The organism is Novosphingobium sp. NFX11, from assembly GCF_057376415.1.
Genome location: NZ_CP080385.1, coordinates 981322 through 996101, shown reverse-complemented (window position 1 = coordinate 996101; position 14780 = coordinate 981322). Strand labels below are relative to the sequence as shown.

Annotated in this window: 13 protein-coding genes and 2 pseudogenes; 11 read left to right on the top strand and 4 right to left on the bottom strand. The window is 61.1% G+C overall.

The features are described 5' to 3' along the window. Window positions 1-70: 70 nt before the first annotated feature. The 5 genes from KZO24_RS22300 (at window position 71) to KZO24_RS22280 (ending at window position 5401) form a co-directional block, all read left to right on the top strand. Window positions 71-2347, top strand: a complete 2277-nt coding sequence (locus tag KZO24_RS22300; protein ID WP_271182287.1) for a TonB-dependent receptor — start codon at window positions 71-73, stop codon at window positions 2345-2347. 135 nt (window positions 2348-2482) lie between these two features. Next, window positions 2483-3241, top strand: a complete 759-nt coding sequence (locus KZO24_RS22295) for an SDR family oxidoreductase (RefSeq protein WP_271182286.1) — start codon at window positions 2483-2485, stop codon at window positions 3239-3241. Continuing rightward, complete coding sequence (locus tag KZO24_RS22290) at window positions 3238-4305, top strand: nuclear transport factor 2 family protein (protein WP_271182285.1); 1068 nt, start codon at window positions 3238-3240, stop codon at window positions 4303-4305. The genes KZO24_RS22295 and KZO24_RS22290 overlap by 4 nt, the downstream gene beginning before the upstream one ends. Then, window positions 4305-5084, top strand: coding sequence for an SDR family NAD(P)-dependent oxidoreductase (locus KZO24_RS22285; protein WP_271182284.1), 780 nt, complete (start codon window positions 4305-4307; stop codon window positions 5082-5084). Before KZO24_RS22290 ends, KZO24_RS22285 begins: the two co-directional genes overlap by 1 nt. Before the next feature lie 53 nt (window positions 5085-5137). Next, a complete protein-coding gene (locus KZO24_RS22280; RefSeq protein ID WP_309298981.1) occupies window positions 5138-5401 on the top strand; it encodes a helix-turn-helix domain-containing protein in 264 nt (87 codons plus the stop codon). On the opposite strand, the pseudogene KZO24_RS22275 reads toward KZO24_RS22280, so the two are convergent. Then, window positions 5356-5718, bottom strand: a pseudogene (locus tag KZO24_RS22275) (transposase); the annotation flags it as partial. The gene KZO24_RS22280 and the pseudogene KZO24_RS22275 sit on opposite strands and share 46 nt — an antisense overlap. A 300-nt stretch (window positions 5719-6018) precedes the next feature. Here KZO24_RS22275 and KZO24_RS22270 point away from each other — a divergent pair. Next, complete coding sequence (locus KZO24_RS22270) at window positions 6019-7113, top strand: endonuclease/exonuclease/phosphatase family protein (protein ID WP_309298980.1); 1095 nt, start codon at window positions 6019-6021, stop codon at window positions 7111-7113. Between the two features lie 261 nt (window positions 7114-7374). Here the strand turns inward: KZO24_RS22270 and KZO24_RS22265 are convergent, their stop codons facing one another. Then, the gene (locus KZO24_RS22265; protein WP_271182282.1) at window positions 7375-8079 is read right to left on the bottom strand and encodes a helix-turn-helix transcriptional regulator; all 705 of its coding nucleotides are present in this window, start codon (window positions 8077-8079) and stop codon (window positions 7375-7377) included. A gap of 104 nt (window positions 8080-8183) precedes the next feature. Between KZO24_RS22265 and KZO24_RS22260 the strand changes: the two genes are divergently transcribed. Continuing rightward, on the top strand, window positions 8184-8795 hold the full coding sequence (locus KZO24_RS22260; protein WP_486487233.1) for a glutathione S-transferase family protein: 612 nt from the start codon (window positions 8184-8186) through the stop codon (window positions 8793-8795). A 349-nt stretch (window positions 8796-9144) separates the two neighbouring features. Here KZO24_RS22260 and KZO24_RS22255 read toward each other — a convergent pair whose 3' ends face one another. Together KZO24_RS22255 and KZO24_RS22250 are read right to left on the bottom strand one after the other, a co-directional pair. Next, on the bottom strand, window positions 9145-9684 hold the full coding sequence (locus tag KZO24_RS22255) for a hypothetical protein (protein ID WP_486487232.1): 540 nt from the start codon (window positions 9682-9684) through the stop codon (window positions 9145-9147). Beyond that, window positions 9678-11633: a hypothetical protein gene (locus tag KZO24_RS22250; RefSeq protein WP_486487231.1), complete on the bottom strand. Its 1956-nt coding sequence runs from the start codon at window positions 11631-11633 to the stop codon at window positions 9678-9680. The genes KZO24_RS22255 and KZO24_RS22250 overlap by 7 nt, the downstream gene beginning before the upstream one ends. Before the next feature lie 488 nt (window positions 11634-12121). Between KZO24_RS22250 and KZO24_RS22245 the strand changes: the two genes are divergently transcribed. The 4 genes and pseudogenes from KZO24_RS22245 (at window position 12122) to prfH (ending at window position 14437) form a co-directional block, all read left to right on the top strand. Further along, complete coding sequence (locus KZO24_RS22245) at window positions 12122-12244, top strand: hypothetical protein (RefSeq protein ID WP_271182279.1); 123 nt, start codon at window positions 12122-12124, stop codon at window positions 12242-12244. Beyond that, window positions 12237-12746, top strand: a complete 510-nt coding sequence (locus KZO24_RS22240) for a hypothetical protein (RefSeq protein ID WP_486487230.1) — start codon at window positions 12237-12239, stop codon at window positions 12744-12746. Before KZO24_RS22245 ends, KZO24_RS22240 begins: the two co-directional genes overlap by 8 nt. Next, window positions 12721-13820, top strand: a pseudogene (locus KZO24_RS22235) (RNA ligase RtcB family protein). The gene KZO24_RS22240 and the pseudogene KZO24_RS22235 overlap by 26 nt, the downstream one beginning before the upstream one ends. Then, on the top strand, window positions 13817-14437 hold the full coding sequence (gene prfH, locus KZO24_RS22230; protein WP_271182276.1) for a peptide chain release factor H: 621 nt from the start codon (window positions 13817-13819) through the stop codon (window positions 14435-14437). The pseudogene KZO24_RS22235 and the gene prfH overlap by 4 nt, the downstream one beginning before the upstream one ends. Window positions 14438-14780: the final 343 nt, after the last annotated feature.

Genomic DNA, 14780 nt, shown 5'->3' with positions numbered 1-14780 from the left:
ACGAAAGCCCCGCGCTCTTGCGCGCGCGGGATGCGCTGACGCGCACCACAAACACGAAGGGGAGAACGAAATGAACATCTGGCTCAACGCAAGCTCACGCCTCGCACTTGGCGCCGCCGCGCTTCTCGTGCCGCAGACGGTCTTTGCGCAGGACGCCGAAACGCAGTCCGGCGGCATCCAGGAGATCGTCGTCACCGCGCAGAAGAAGTCCGAGAACCTGCAGGACGTGCCGATCTCGATCACCGCCGTCGGCGGCGAGGCGCTGGCATCGACGCAGGGCACTTCGCTGCAGGCGCTGCAGGGCCAGATCCCCAACGTCCAGATCGACAACTTCGCCAATACCCCGCAGAGCGCGGTCTTCACCGTGCGCGGCATCGGCGTGATCGAGCCTGACCCTTATGCGGGCAACACCGTGTCGATCGTCGTCGACGGGGTGCCGCAGTTCTTCTCGATGGGCGCGCTACTCGACCTCTACGACGTCGACCGCATCGAGGTATTGCGCGGGCCGCAGGGCACGCTGTTCGGCGCCAACACCACGGGCGGTGTCATCAACGTCGTCACCAAGCAGCCGACCGGCGATTTCGGCGGCCACGTCAAGGCGGTCTACGGCAACTACAACCGCATGGACCTGACCGGCTCGATCGAGGCGCCGCTGGTGAAGGACGTGCTGTCGCTCAAGGTCGCGGGCATTCACACGCAGCGCAAGGGCTGGGTGACCAACGTCGTGGACGGCTCTGACATGGGCCGCAAGAACCTCGACGCGGTGCGCGCCTATCTGAAGTTCACGCCCGGTTCCAACTTCGACGCGACGCTGCAGGGCGAATACGTCAACGCCCGCAACGGCTCGCCCATCGTCATCAACGGCGCGCGGCCGGGCGAGGCGCTCTACACCGCACCGGGCACGGCAGGCCCCGGCACCGGCGGCATGTACGTCAGCCCCTGCGCCACCGCCGGAAGCTGCACCGCGCCCGACAAGTACTACGGCGCCAACAACTCGGTTCCCGATACCTCCAACATGGATACCTACAGCGGCACGTTTACCATGAACTGGCGCAACACCGGCCTGGGCGACTGGACCGCGATCACTGGTTACAAGCACTTCACGCTGCGCGAGTTCACCGATCAGGACGGCACCCCGCTGTTCCTCAACGACACCTACCGCCGCACCGAGGGCTGGCAGTTCAGCCAGGAACTGCGCACCAACCTTGAACTGACCGACACGCTGAACGTCCTCGTCGGCGGCTTCTACCTCAAGAACCACTACGACCATATCCAGGCCTATCGCCTGCAGTTCGCCGCGCCCGGCCTGCTGCAGATCAACCTGCAGGATCAGGACAACTATTCGGTCTCCGGCTTCGCGCAGGGCTACTGGCAGGCGACTGACAGGCTCAAGCTGCAGGCGGGCATCCGCTATTCGCACGAGCAGACGGAATCGACGCCCAGCCTCATCACCTCGATCGGCGATCCGGCGGGCTCGAACTATACCGGGATCGGCAACACCGTCATCGGTAGCTTCACCGTGGGCGGCAAGAAGAGCTGGAACAACGTCGGCTGGAAACTCGGCGCGGACTATGAAGTGGCCGACGACGCGCTGCTCTACGCCAGCTGGGCGCGGGGCTTCAAGTCGGGCGGCTTCACCGCGCGCGTCGGCGTCCCGGCGGACGGCGATACGCCCTACAATCCGGAAAAGGTCGATACTTTCGAAGCGGGCATCAAGGCCGACTTCCTCGACCGGCACCTGCGCGTGAACCTGGCGGCGTTCTACACCAATTACCGCGACATGCAGGTCGCGCAGATCTACTTCGACGATACGACCAACACGCAGGGCAACCGCATTCTCAATGCCGGCAAGTCCGAGATCAAGGGCTTCGAACTGGAAACCACGGCGGTGCCGGTGGAGGGCATGACGCTGCGCGCCTCGCTGGCTTACCTCGATGCCAAGTACAAGCAGTTCCTCTATGCCGACCCGCTCTCCGGGCAGGTGCTCGATCTGGAAGGCTACCGCCTGCAGAATGCGCCCAAGTGGAACGCCAGCTTCGGCGCTAACTTCGTGATCCCGCTGGGTAACGGCGCCGACCTCGTCAGCGACGTGAGCTACACCTACACCAGTTCCAAGTACTACACCGCGATCCTCGATACGCCGCGCTCGAAGATCCAGCCCACGCATCTCGTCGATGCCTCGCTGACCTACAAGCCGGACGGCGGTGCCTGGTCGGTGGGTCTGTGGGCGACCAACCTGCTGGATTCGCGCTACATGTCGACGGTGTTCGACAGCCCCGGCTACGCGGGCCTCGCAGGCTACGCACCGCCGCGCCAGTGGGGCGGTTCGGTCAGTTTCGAGTTCTGAGAATGCCGTCGTCCCGGGCTCGCCCCGGGACCGCTGGCCGGGAACAACCCACCTATCGGCGGGGCCCGGCCAGTCCGAGCCTGAAGACAGTCACCGGTCCCGGATCAAGTCCGGGACGACGAATTGGGAGATCCCATGAACCGCGTATCCGGCAAAGTCGCCCTTATCACCGGCGGAGCCTCCGGCCTCGGCGCCGCCGACGCCCGGCTGCTGGCGGCGGAAGGCGCGAAAGTCGTCATTACCGACCTGCAGGCCGACCTCGGCCGCGAGGTCGCCGCTTCGATCCCGGACGCCCTGTTCCTCGAACACGACGTGCGCGACGAGGCGCAGTGGCAGGGCGTGGTGGCCCAGACCGTCGCCCGCTTCGGCAGGCTCGACGTGCTGGTGAACAATGCAGGGCTGGTGCGCTTCGGCAATGTCGAGGAATGCGATCTCGACACCTTCCGCCTGCAGATGCAGGTCATGGTCGAGGGCTGCTTCCTTGGCTGCAAGAGCGCCATCCCGCACATGACCAAGGGCGCCAATGGTCCTTGGGGAGGCTCCATAATCAACGTCGCCTCGGTCGCCGCGCTCAAGGGGATCAGCGCGATCCCCGCCTACAGCGCGGCCAAGGCGGGCATCATCGCGCTCACCCGCAGCGTGGCCGTACATTGCCAGGAACAGGGCTACGCGATCCGCTGCAACGCCATCGCGCCGGGCGCCCATGATACGCCGATGACGCGGCAGGCGCTGGATCAATTGCCGCAGGACAATGCCGGGCTCGATCAGGTGCAGGCCCATGGTCAGGGCCGCCCGGAGGATGTGGCGAACCTCGTCTTGTTCCTCGCGTCCGAGGAATCGCGCCAGATCACCGGCACCCATATCGTTATCGACAACGGGGAGACGGTGGGATGAACATTGCGCAGATCGCGGACCGGCAGGCCATCGCCAACGTCCTCGCCCAGCACAGCCGGGGCGTGGACCGTGCCGATGCCGGGCTGCTGGCGGACTGCTACCACCCCGACGGAACCGTGGACTACCGCTTCTATGCAGGTCCGGCCTCGGAGTTTGTCACGATCCTGTGCGGGGCACAGAAGGCCGGGCCGGTCACCTTGCACCGCACCGCGCAGATGTGGACGGAAGTGGAGGGCGATCGGGCGTGGTCCGAAAGCTACATCATGGCTTACGCCTCCAGCGCGGGCGAAGATGGACCGGCCACGCAACACCTGATCTGCGGTCGCTATCTGGACCGGCATGAGCGGCGCGACGGGCAGTGGCGGATGAATGATCGGACATATGTGCTGGACACCAGCATCAACTGGACCGGAGGGCTGGCGATCCCCGGACTGGGGCCGCTTGAGAACCATGTCCCTTCAGGCGGCCACGGCAGCGCCGATCCCGGTATCGCCCTGCTTGCCCAAGCGACCGCTAAAATCACCACGAGAGGAGTGGGAACGATGACGTATGATGACAGCACTATCGACGCGGTGATCTCGCGTCAGCAGATCGCGGACCTGACGATGGCTTATTGTCGTGGCGTTGATCGCGCTGATGCCGCTTTGCTGGGCACGGTCTTCCATCCCGACAGCACTGTCGTCAGCGGCGCCTTCAACGGTGACGGGCCGACGTTCGCGACGGAAATCTGCGCTGTGGTAGAAGCGGATTACGAGCAAACATTTCACTCCATCGCCAACCAGTGGATCAAAGTGGAAGGCGATGGCGCGGTGGGTGAAACTTATGTCATCGCGGTGTCCACTTCGCGCGGGGAAGATAAGACCGATACGTTGACCGGCGGGCGATACATCGACCGGTTCGAGCGGCGCGACGGGCAATGGCGCATTGCCGAACGGACATTCGTGCTCGACTGGCTGCGCGCCGAACCCAGCACGCGGGATATGACCGGCGGCATGTACGCCGCACTGGACCTGCATGGAACGCGTGGCTCGGCCGACCCCGTCTACTCTTTCGCAAAGGCCTGATGATGGACAAGATTCGGCTGGACGGCGCCATCGCGCTGGTAACCGGCGCAAACGGCGATATCGGTTCCGCCGTATGCACGCTGCTGGAGGCGCGCGGCGCCACGGTACTACGGTCCGACCTGCGCGCGCCGGAAGGGGCTGCCGACGGCTTCCTGCCGCTGGATGTTACCAGCGAGGGCAGCTGGACGCAGACGCTTGCCGCCATCGAAAGCCGCCACGGCGCGCTGGACATCCTCGTCAACAACGCCGGGATCGCACCGATGGAGCGCATCGACGCGATGACGCTGGAGGACTGGCGCCGTTGCCAGCAAGTGAACGTGGAAGGCGTGTTCTTGGGCCTCAAATTGGCCTCTGCACTGCTGGCGCGCAGTGGCGGGCGCCGTGAGGGCGGCGCGGCGATCGTCAACTTGTGCTCGGGCGCGTCGGATCGCCCTTCGGCATTCAGCGCGGCCTATTGCGTCAGCAAGGCAGCGGCGCGGATGCTCACACGGGTCGCGGCGGTGGAATTCGCCGCGTTGAAGCACCCGATCCGAGTCAATTCCGTGCATCCGGGCGTCGTTGAATCCGCGATGATGGATGATATTCTTGCCACTTATTCGCGCATCACCGGCGGCACACCTGTCGAGACGCTGCGGGCCGGGGTGGCGGCCTCCAATCCGCTTGGCCGGTTCGTGGAACCTGTCGAAGTGGCAGAGGCCGTGGCCTTCCTTGCATCGCCAGCGGCCCGCTATATCCACGGCGATGCGATCCACGTCGATGGAGGATACGCCGCGGCGTGACACCAGGGTGGTTGTCGTTGGTTCAAAAGGCCTGGTTGGACGGACGGATAAGAATGTCTCTGATTGAATGGAGGAGGCAATCTATGGAGTCGAAACTCATTCGCGCAACGCCCGCCCTATCGCCGCGTGAGCATGACGTACTCATGCTATGTGCGAAGGGCAACACGGATGACGGTATCGCGGAAGCGTTGCATATCAGTCATTCCACGGTACGATTTCACATGCGCAATGCTTGCACCAAATTGGATGCGGTCAATCGGCGACATGCCATCTATAGGGCATGCAGTTTAGGATGTCTGGGACCTGAGAAGCACTGATGGTGGGATGACTGAGCAATCGGTATGCCGCGACATGAAAAGACGAGGACTTTGCGACGGCTATCTAGGCTCAGGACTGATTGATTGATCCAGAAGATGATGGTTGCGGCAATGCAGATGGCGGGCATGATGGTGCGCGCGCATTGGTCGTAGCGGGTATGGATGCGGCGCCAATCCGGGAGCCTGGCGAACATGTTCTCGATTCTGCGGCGTTGGCGATAGAGCACGGCATCGTGTGTTATCGGGACCTTTCGGTTCCTCTTTGACGGGACGCAGGCGGTGATGTCGCGCTCCGCGAGCGCCTTGCGGAACCAGTCGGCATCATAGCCTCAGTCGCCGAGCAGGGCTTTGGCCTGAGGCAAGGCGTCGAGCATCAGGGCAATGCCTCCTCACGCCACGATTGAATCAACCGATCCTCTGCTCTGCAGATATTTTAATAGCTCCTGAGCCTAGGAATGAGAAATCTTCGGCGGAACGGTCGGGGGGAAGGGGCGCTCATGCTTTACTCACAGTTTTCAGCGTGTGTTTGGCCTTCCCGCCTTCGTTGACTCGCGAATGGCGCTATGATGATCTCGCGATGAATTGGCGCTTGTTTTTGCGGAAAGCCCGGGGGTAGCATGCTGGCCGTATCACGAATGCCGCTCACAATCTTCGCAGCAGCGAGTCTTGCCGCATGCGCTACTCCCTCGCCATACCGGGAACTTTCCTGCTCATCGACAAGCGCGCCCGTCTTGCAGACAATTGATGATGACAGGAAGTCTACCACTCTGTCCGTCCTGACGTACAATATCGAGGGCTTGGGTTTTCCGGCCCGGTCTGGCCGAGCGATATACTTGCGTAAGATAGCCCAGCGGTTGGCCGAGTTGCGGACCGAAGGTCGAGCGCCTGACGTCGTCCTGTTCCAGGAAATGTTCAGCGGGGCGGCCAAGCGTGCGATTGCCGACAGCGGTTATCCTGCAATTGCCTCTGGTCCGCATCGCACCTCGGCTCCAGGCAATTCCAACAAGGAGCCTTTACCGGGTCGATCCCATATCAAGCGAGGGGAGATAGGCATCCATCTGTCCGGGAGCGGGCTCGCCGTGGCTTCACGATATCCGATCACCCAAGTGCGCAAGCAGGCGTATGGGCGTCGCTCGTGCGCGGGATTGGACTGCCTGGCGAACAAGGGGATCATGCTGGCGCAGATTTCGATCCCGGGCGTTCCGACCCCCATCGATATTTACGACACGCATATGAATTCACGCGGGGCCTCGGGGGCTCCTGCAGAGCGGAACCTTGAAGCCCATGATCGTCAGGCGCAGGAGGCTTCGCAATTCATCAACAATACACATGACGATGCCTTCCCGTTGATCTTTGGCGGCGACTTTAACATGCGTCATTCCGAGCCGCGCTGGGAAGGTTTCTCACGATATCAGGACTTAAGACTGGTCCATCGTGTCTGTGCGGATCCGCAATCTGGCTGCGATGTACGCATGTCATGGGACGGTGACGAACCATGGATGGATACGCAGGATTTGCAGTTTTTCTGGAATGGCGATGCAGTATCTATACGACCTGTTCGGGTCGAAGCGATGTTCGATGGAGGGCCAAGCGGACCGAGCCTATCTGACCATGACGGCTTCCTCGTCACGTATGAACTGTCATGGAAGGATGACATCAAGGATCTCGCGATTTCAAGTACATGCTTCGCCGGGAGCCAGCCTGATGCTTAAAAGCGGAGATGCTGAAATGAAGCGATCGGCGAACTGGAGGGAGATCCCTCTGTGATGGCAGCATCGATCACGCATAGCGCTAAAAGTGCCGCCTGCAGTTACTGCATCATTTGGCTCGCGCGATAAGAGGCTGATCAGGACGGACACCGCTGGAATAATGGACGTTCTGCAGTCGGGTCACGAAGTTTGTGATCTGAAAGGCGGGATTTGTTCGACGACAGAATGAGAGCTGGGCGTCGCGAGTGACGCCATTCGAAGGGTTCAACTTTTACCCTCGAGATTTCGCCTCTTCTCCATATCCCGTTTCCACCGCTGGCGGAGCGTTCCAGGCCGACTGTCGTAGCGTTCGTCGACAAATCTGGCCGCCATTATGCGATCAGCGCGAAAGTGGCGGAAATCCTGACGCAGCTCGCACCAGGCTGCGAGCATGCGGGTGTCGTCAAGAAAGCCCAGGATGATTGGCCAGATCATGCGCACCGTGTTGGCGCCGTGCTGGTCGAGGTAGTCGATCTCGATCTTGCGACCGTCCCTGATCCATAAGCGGGTTTGCGCCAGATCGATGCGGTCCGGTGTCGGGGCTGCAATGGGCCGTGTTCCGATCGCGGGATGGGCGATGATCGGGCGAAGCCGCGCAGGCACGACGCTGGTAATCTTGGCGATCAGATCGCGCGCTGCGTTCGCCAGCGCCGGATCGCCCCGCCCAGCGACCCATTGTGCACCGAGCACGGCCGCTTCGATTTCGTCCGGCGTCAGCATCAGCGGCGGCATGTCGAAGCCGTCGTCGAGGATATAGCCGAAGCCTGCCTCACCCTGCACAGGCACCCGCTGGGCGATCAGGTCCGCAATGTCACGGTAGATCGTTCGCTGCGATACCTCCAGTTCGCAGGCGATCTCGCCCGACGTCACCGGACCGGACGAGCGGCGCAAAATCTGGATGATCTGGAACAATCTGTCTGCTCTGCGCATGCCCTGGCCTCCTGCTGACAGAATGCTGTCAGTAAGGAGGCCATACAAGGGGAAATGCCTCGTCGCACTCGGTGTCGGGGCGAAAGCTTGTCGAGGAGACATCTATGATTACCCTGTTCCACGCTCCGCAATCGCGGTCATCCCGGATCATCTGGCTGCTGGAGGAGTTGGGAGCTGCTTACGAAATCCGGCCGGTCTCGATCTTCCGCCCCATGACCGGCGAAGGGCTGCCCGACCCGGCGAACCCGCATCCCGACAAGCGCGTGCCAGCGATCGTCCATGACGGCGCGCTGATCACAGAGGCCGTGGCGATAGCGCTCTATCTGGCCGACGCGTTTGAACAGGCGGCACTCGCGCCGGCGATCGGTGATCCGCGCCGCGGCGAATACCTTGGCTGGATCGCTTGGTATGCGACAGAGTTTGAGCAGGCGCTGTTCGCAGGCCTGTCGGGCACTCTCCAAGGAGCACCGCAGGCGCAGCGAAATCGTGACGCCGTGCGGGCGCGGTTGCGCACCGCACTGGCGCAAGGGCCCTATGTGATGGGTGTCGATTTCACTGTGGCTGACGTGCTCATCGGCAGCGCGCTATCCTTCGGTCGTCGCGCCTTTCCGGCCGACGATACGCTTGATACCTATGTCGAGCGTTGCCGAAACCGCCCGGCGGCCATGCGGGGCGCGAAACTGGACGATCAATCGGGGCTGCAGGCTGCAGCCTGATTAAGAACAGATGCCATCCGGCTCCCCCAGCGTGGCGGGGGCCGGAACCGGTTTACGTCTCCTACAGATCGGGCTTCGCGTTCATCAACCAGAAGAGGACGATCACTCGCGAGGTGCGCTAAACCCAAGCGAATGACGACGATCCGGAGTTAGCATCCGGGCATCCTCCGGTCCATTACGGCCACTTTTCGGCATCCAGAGTGGGAAAGCAGAACGGCAGAACGGCAGAACGGCTGAAAGGGTCGGGAGCGCAGGAGACAATGAAATTACCAATCAGCACCGAGAGAGTGTTTGGCCAAGATCGCCATTTGTATCCTAAAAATCTTGCGGATCAGGTTCCTTCGCAACGTCACGTGATCCAGCTTGAAATGGCCTCAAAGTGCCACTCATTGCCGTCAAGCCAGAACAAAATTGTGCCGCCGGTCCAACCGGTCGACCAAATCGCGTAGCCTCGCGACTTCTCCCGGTTCATGACCAGTGCGGGCAATTCGATTAGACGGAAGTCGGGCGAGCGCCGTTGCAGGGCCTCTTCGCCTTTCCCACCGTAGACCAGTACGGGCATCGGCAAGGGGGGCATGCAAGCCAAGTCAGCGGGACGCCCTTTGACGAACAGCGGCCATTTCTCGCCAGTGGAAACGCGCGTGATCCCGGAAAGCAACGGTGCATCGGGACTACGGTCGATTGGCTCGCGGATCGCCGCCTCATCGATGCCGGTGAGCATCAGGAGAACTTTTCGACGTACCGTTGCTACCGGATCAGTAGCGTCCTTTTTGCAGGAGGCCACATCCGAGCCTAACATGAAGGGAGCTTCATCTACGGGCCCGTCCACGCCCAAATGAGCGGAGACCAGATCGGAAATACCGTCGCCATTACTGTCTTTGCTCAGCATTCCGATTGGAATATCCAGCCATAGGTTCGCCTCTTTTCGCAAGGTGCGCAGCCCCACGGGGGATAGGAAATGCTGGAGGTATCCAGCAATGCGTACGTGACTTCGATCTGAAGGTGATCGCCCGTCAGCAGTGGCAGCTTGGATGCCGGCGCTATCACGTAGGGGAAACGGACGGAAAGCCCGGTGTAGAGTGCCTCTCCCCATGTCTTGCCGGCATCGTTACTCAGGTGTACCCAGTACCCGCCGCCGCCAACTTCACCGCCGCGATCGAAAGCACCCGACTGGCTGATAGCAACGGCACGGGTTCTATCACTCTCCCAGCGCACGGGCTCGAATCCCCGGGGCAATGCCGCCCAACCTTTGGGCCACTTGCTTTTCCCTGCTTCGGCCACTCTTTCGTCGGAGCGGGCAGTGATCAGTTGTGACGGCAGTTTATGCTGAGCGAACGCCGGATAGATTGGCTCGATCGGTGGTCGCTCCATGTAGGCGACATTGGTGTCGCCAGTGTCGAAGGCTGCAAGGCTGGCGGTGCGTTCGTCTTCGATTAGTGTGGCTATAGAATCCCATTCGGGCAGATCGAGCGCCTTTAGCGCATTTCGAGCCGCGACTTCCTCATCGTCTCCATACGACGAGGGTTTCAGATCATAGGCGACCGAACGCTTCGCATCGGCACAGACGCTGCCGGCCACGTTGACGTCGAACAACCTGCAATAGAGGCTGGCAAGCGGCGCATTCGCATTGGAACCACTCGTGCTGAAACCGGTCTCCAGCATGGGATAAGGATCGCTTTGCTGTCCATTGATAGCCCATGACAAGATCAGATCGTCGATGTCCGGATCACGTCCGTGGACATTTCCACTTTCTCCGCAGCCCTCCGCGGCCTTACTTGCATCCTTTGCGGTCTGGGCCGCAAAAAGACAATCAACCAGCCTGCGTTGGACCGGTAGCTTGGGGTCGGCATCGATGAGCACGCGAGCCTCATCCTTGCGATCCGCCAAGTACAGCGCGGCAGCAAGGCTTGTGGTCAGGCTAACGTCGCTGGCAGGGACGAAGATTACGGGAATGCCATCGATCATGGCGGTGAATCCTGCTTGCGTGTCATCCTGCATCGCTCGGCGCCCTGCTGGATCAAGCGCGTCGTATAGCGCAAGCCCGCGTGCGTTGGAGCCTCGCGCAAACGCATCTGCAATCGCGTCGCGCGTAAGCGCCAGCGTGAACATGCGCTGATCGGGCTGTGCGAGGTGCTGTTTGATCTCAGGCCGCAGAAGCCATAATGTCAATGCGGTTTGCTTCTGAAGTAGGCTATCCAATAGGGCGAGATCGGCGACCCTGTGCATGGGATCAGTTCGGATCGTTTCCAGCAACGGCCCGCTGCAACCGGTTATGGCGGCAATCGAACGCAAGGTTTCGGGTCGGTCCGCGCCGGTGCCGGGCAGCGTGAGGAGGCTGTTGTCACAGACATTGGCTTCGTCGAGGGTAAAAGCTGCGAATTGCACCAAGAGGGGATCGTGGTCGGCCTGATCAAGCGCCTTATTGATCCCGGCGATCAGGCGCGCGCGGTTGCGAACGTCAGCGGGCTCATCTCCAAAGAATTCATACTTATGCGTCCACACCAGAGCCCAGCTACGCAGCAACTGGCGTACGGGGCCATCGGGCAGTCCGAAACGCTGCGCCATTTCATGGCTGGCGGCATCAAGATCATTTCGGCTAAGCGAAGCGAGCAGTGCACTCGTCCAATTGCGAAATGCATCCGGTGCAGTTGCTCGAATACCTCTGGCAATATCCTTCTTCGACGCCAGGAGTCCTTTGCGAAGCGTCTTATCATCGGTTGCGAAAAGATTCTTGGATGTGTCGAGACCGGCATACCCGGTCATCACTTCCTCAGAGACGACTTCCACGCTCGCATCGTCTTGCGCGATTCCAGATGAAGACAAGCCGATGGCAAACATCAAAGCGAGCAGGCTGAGACCTGATTTTGAATTTGATCTCTGCAATTTACCCCGCCCATCTTATCCCATGATTCAGTTCGTACAGACTAACGCGACACAATACGATGTCGAGATCACAGTTCGAAAGCTTCGATGTTGCCACGAGCGAACTGAACATCAGCATCACGTTTTGACAGTATTCTCCCGAGGGCTTGAACGCTGCGCGTCCGCGAGCGACCAGAGTTGGTGGGCGGAATCCGAATACCGGTGGGGCTGCATCTTAGAAATGGAACTCGGCACTTTTGCGGCCGAAGATCGGTGAACAACGCTTTCGGCAGCGGGCCACGGTCGCGATGGAATGTGGGCCTTGCGCCTATCGACAATCTCCAATAAATGGACGCCAGCCAGCACTGGCCTGTTTTTGAATGAGGAAAGGAGAAGACCATGCGCGCAGCATTTGACCGCGACGAAAACAACTTCTCATTTCCCTGTGTTCAGGAACAGATTGCATGGGCAACTGCCTCAAGGGCGACACCGCTCGCCTGATTGCTTTTCGCGGCCTTCGCGCCGCTGATTTTTCCAGAATTTCCGTCGTTGTCGCACCTCTCGTCGGGGAGGCTTTTTATGCGTGATGACATGTTCAAGGTGATCGTCGAGCGCTCCCGCTTGGGGGCGAGCCACGCCGCTTCTCCCATATTGAAAAGGATGGCTCACGCCGACGCACGCCATATCGGGCTCAAGCGCCATGCCCACATCGGTGCGCGCTACACCAAGTCATTGAACGAGAATCTCGCCCCCTTGGTACGTTACCTGCGGCGTCAGCGCGGGCGCCGGTGGGACGCGGTCTTCAGCGAGATCTGCGCCAAGCTCGACACGGGTAGCACGGTCAAGATGCACGTGCGCGAACATGTCGAGGATTTCGTGCTGACCCGCATTTCTATCCGGCGTTATGGTGAGTGGATGTTCGAGGGGCAGGTTCTCGGGGGCGGGACGAGTGGTTCCCAGGTCGCGAGCTGTTCGTCGATCCGCGTGACGGGGTTCTCAAGGACATGGCCGCACTTGAGGCGATGTTCACCTCTGGAATGGTCGACGACCAGGGAGGCGCGCAATGACTCCGATCTCCCTGATCTCTAACGATCCGTCGCGGTTCGATCCGCTGTCACTCGACCAGCTCCAGGCAACGGCAGATTACGAGGGTATGGCCCGCGTTGTCGGCCTTCCCGATCTCCACGCAGGCAATGGCATTGCCGTGGGGGCGGCCTTCTGGTCACCGGATCGCATCTGGCCCCATCTCGTGGGCAGCGACATCGGCTGCGGCATGACCTTGTGGGAGACCACTTCGCCATTGCGTAAGTTCCGGCTCGGCAGCGCGGCGCGCAAACTGCAAGGGTTGGACGCTCCTTGGTCGGGCGATGGCGAAGAAGCCTTGAAGGAGGCTGGATTGCCGCCCGAACTGGCCAGTCCTGCGCTGGGCACCATTGGCGGGGGCAACCATTTCGTTGAATTCCAACGGATCGAGACGGTGGAGCACGAGACGCGCTTCGCGGTTCTTGGCTTGCGGCGCGACAGGGTCTGGATGATGGTGCACAGCGGTTCGCGGGGCCTTGGGCAAGCCGTCCTGCAAGCGCATCGACAGCCGGAAATCAGCCATGGAATACCTGCAGACAGCCCGGAGGCCGCGGCCTACCTTGCCGAGCATGACGCCGCGCTGGGATGGGCGATTGTGAACCGTCAGATCATCGCCCGGCGCTTTTGCGAAAGTCTTGGCATCGACGGCCGGTCAGTGCTGGACATTTGCCATAACAGTGTGACGCCGCATCAAGGCGGGTGGCTGCACCGTAAGGGGCTGCGCCTGCTGATCGGGGGTTGGTCACCATCCCCGGCTCGCGAGGAGATTTCAGTTATCTGGTGGAACCCATAGTGGACGACGCCGACAAGGCTCTCCATTCGCTGGCCCATGGCGCGGGCCGCAAGTGGAGCCGCAAGGATGCCCACGCCCGCCTTTCGCGCCGTTTCAACGTCGCGGACATGCAGCGCACCGCCCTTGGCAGTCATGTGATCTGCGAGGATCGCAGGTTGATCTTCGAAGAGGCTCCCGATGCCTACAAGGATATCGGCATGGTCATTGCCGATCTGGAGGGAGCCGGCCTGATCCGTGTCATTGCCAAGCTTCGCCCTCTTCTCAGCTACAAGACGAGGGTGGAATGAGCGAGGTGATCTTGCACATCACGGCGGGCAAGGGCCCCAAGGAATGCCAATGGGTAGTGGCACAACTGGCGCGCGCTTTCGCAAAGGAGGCCAAGGGCATGGGCCTTGAATGCGAAGCGCTCGATGGTTTGGAGGATTTACCGGCCTCGACCCTCCTCCGCATTGAGGGCGAGGCAGCATCTGCCTTTGCCGCGAAGCGGATAGGTTCCAACCAGTGGATCGGGACCAGCCCCTTTCGTCCCCGGCACAAGCGGCGAAACTGGTTCGTTGGTGTAGCTCTGGCGCCCGAGCCTGACGCGATCATCGCCCTGAAGAATGAGGACATCGATTATCAGGCGATGCGTGCCAGCGGACCGGGCGGCCAGCATGTCAACAAGACGGACAGTGCGGTTCGGGCCACACACCGGCCGACCGGTTTGGTAGCCACGGCCCAGGAGCAACGCTCCCAACACGCCAACCGAAGGCTGGCGCGGATGAAGTTGGCGATCCTGTTGGAAGAGCGGCATGGACAAGCTAATGACGGCGCAAGAAGGTCACAATGGCAGGCCCATCAGAATCTTGAACGCGGGAATCCGATTAGGGTCTATTCTGGCGATAAATTCGTGCTGAAGGAATGAGACTTACTGAGCCGGGCGGCATTTCCGTCCGGCTCAGCACCTCAGCTTTGAGGTGGGCCGAGTGCTGCCTGAACTCGTATCGGGTTTCGTAATGGAGTGTCCAGGATGAAAGTCTGCTATTGGCAGGGACTGTCGGAATAACAGAACGTCTGCATCTGGGGATTAGAAATTGACAGCTGAATGGCTGGGAAGGGTGTGCGCCGTGCAAAGGCGGCACTTTCTAGTGGGTGAGAGGCCCACCCGGCGATGCTCCAGCCGGAAGCAACCGGGGCAGGCGTGGAGGTGACGAAATGTCTGAAGCCCTCGGATAACGGTCACGTAGGTGACCGTGCGAGCGTACAGG

What these genes read in the sequence shown, in the direction of transcription:
- KZO24_RS22285 (WP_271182284.1), top strand. Translation starts at nt 4,305, where the DNA reads ATGATGGACAAGATTCGGCTGGACGGCGCCATCGCGCTGGTAACCGGC.
- KZO24_RS22280 (WP_309298981.1), top strand. Translation starts at nt 5,138, where the DNA reads ATGTCTCTGATTGAATGGAGGAGGCAATCTATGGAGTCGAAACTCATT.
- KZO24_RS22255 (WP_486487232.1), bottom strand. Translation starts at nt 9,684, where the DNA reads ATGCTGAGCAAAGACAGTAATGGCGACGGTATTTCCGATCTGGTCTCC.
- KZO24_RS22240 (WP_486487230.1), top strand. Translation starts at nt 12,237, where the DNA reads ATGCGTGATGACATGTTCAAGGTGATCGTCGAGCGCTCCCGCTTGGGG.
- KZO24_RS22250 (WP_486487231.1), bottom strand. Translation starts at nt 11,633, where the DNA reads ATGTTTGCCATCGGCTTGTCTTCATCTGGAATCGCGCAAGACGATGCG.
- KZO24_RS22265 (WP_271182282.1), bottom strand. Translation starts at nt 8,079, where the DNA reads ATGCGCAGAGCAGACAGATTGTTCCAGATCATCCAGATTTTGCGCCGC.
- KZO24_RS22290 (WP_271182285.1), top strand. Translation starts at nt 3,238, where the DNA reads ATGAACATTGCGCAGATCGCGGACCGGCAGGCCATCGCCAACGTCCTC.
- KZO24_RS22245 (WP_271182279.1), top strand. Translation starts at nt 12,122, where the DNA reads ATGGGCAACTGCCTCAAGGGCGACACCGCTCGCCTGATTGCTTTTCGC.
- prfH (WP_271182276.1), top strand. Translation starts at nt 13,817, where the DNA reads ATGAGCGAGGTGATCTTGCACATCACGGCGGGCAAGGGCCCCAAGGAA.
- KZO24_RS22300 (WP_271182287.1), top strand. Translation starts at nt 71, where the DNA reads ATGAACATCTGGCTCAACGCAAGCTCACGCCTCGCACTTGGCGCCGCC.
- KZO24_RS22295 (WP_271182286.1), top strand. Translation starts at nt 2,483, where the DNA reads ATGAACCGCGTATCCGGCAAAGTCGCCCTTATCACCGGCGGAGCCTCC.
- KZO24_RS22270 (WP_309298980.1), top strand. Translation starts at nt 6,019, where the DNA reads ATGCTGGCCGTATCACGAATGCCGCTCACAATCTTCGCAGCAGCGAGT.
- KZO24_RS22260 (WP_486487233.1), top strand. Translation starts at nt 8,184, where the DNA reads ATGATTACCCTGTTCCACGCTCCGCAATCGCGGTCATCCCGGATCATC.